The sequence below is a fragment of the Klebsiella sp. 141153 genome (assembly GCF_032601995.1).
Classification (GTDB): Bacteria; Pseudomonadota; Gammaproteobacteria; order Enterobacterales; family Enterobacteriaceae; genus Klebsiella; species Klebsiella aerogenes.
On record NZ_JAQIRJ010000030.1, the window covers coordinates 1 to 656 of the forward strand.

Annotated in this window: 1 protein-coding gene; it reads right to left on the reverse strand. The window is 58.8% G+C overall.

Annotation, left to right across the window (positions count from 1 at the left end; all coding sequences use genetic code 11):
• A partial coding sequence (locus tag PGS10_RS24910) for a molybdopterin-dependent oxidoreductase (protein ID WP_316423636.1) occupies positions 1–656 on the reverse strand: 656 nt, incomplete at both ends.

Consider the following 656-nt stretch of genomic DNA (forward strand, 5'->3'; position numbering starts at 1 on the left):
ACCGGGTTGACGCCGACGCTCGGCTTGCCGAGGTTGCCGGTGAGGATCGCGAGGCTGGTCAGCGACCGCACGGTCTCCACGCCCTGGTAGAACTGGGTGACGCCCATGCCCCACAGGATGGCGGCGGATTTGGCGCTGGCGTACATCCGGGCGCAGGCGCGGATCTCCTGAGCGCTGACGCCGGTTATCTCTTCCACCGACTCCGGCGTGTAGCCTTCGACGATTTTGCGATACTCCTCGAAGCCCTCGGAACGGCTGGCGACGAAGGATTTATCGTACAGATCCTCTTCAATAATAACGTGGCCAATGGCGTTGAGCAGCGCGATATTCGAGCCGTTCTTCAGCGCGATGTGCATGTCGGCGATGCGCGCGGTTTCAATCTTGCGCGGGTCGCAGACGATGATTTTCGCCCCGTTGCGTTTGGCGTTAATGACGTGATTCGCCACGATAGGGTGGGAATCCGCCGGGTTGTAACCGAAGATAAACACCAGATCGGTGTTATCAATCTCCGTGATGGCATTACTCATGGCGCCGTTACCGACCGACTGGTGCAGACCTGCAACCGAAGGGCCGTGTCAGACGCGAGCGCAGCAGTCGACGTTATTGGTACCAATAACGGCGCGCGCGAATTTTTGCATCACGTAGTTGGTTTCATT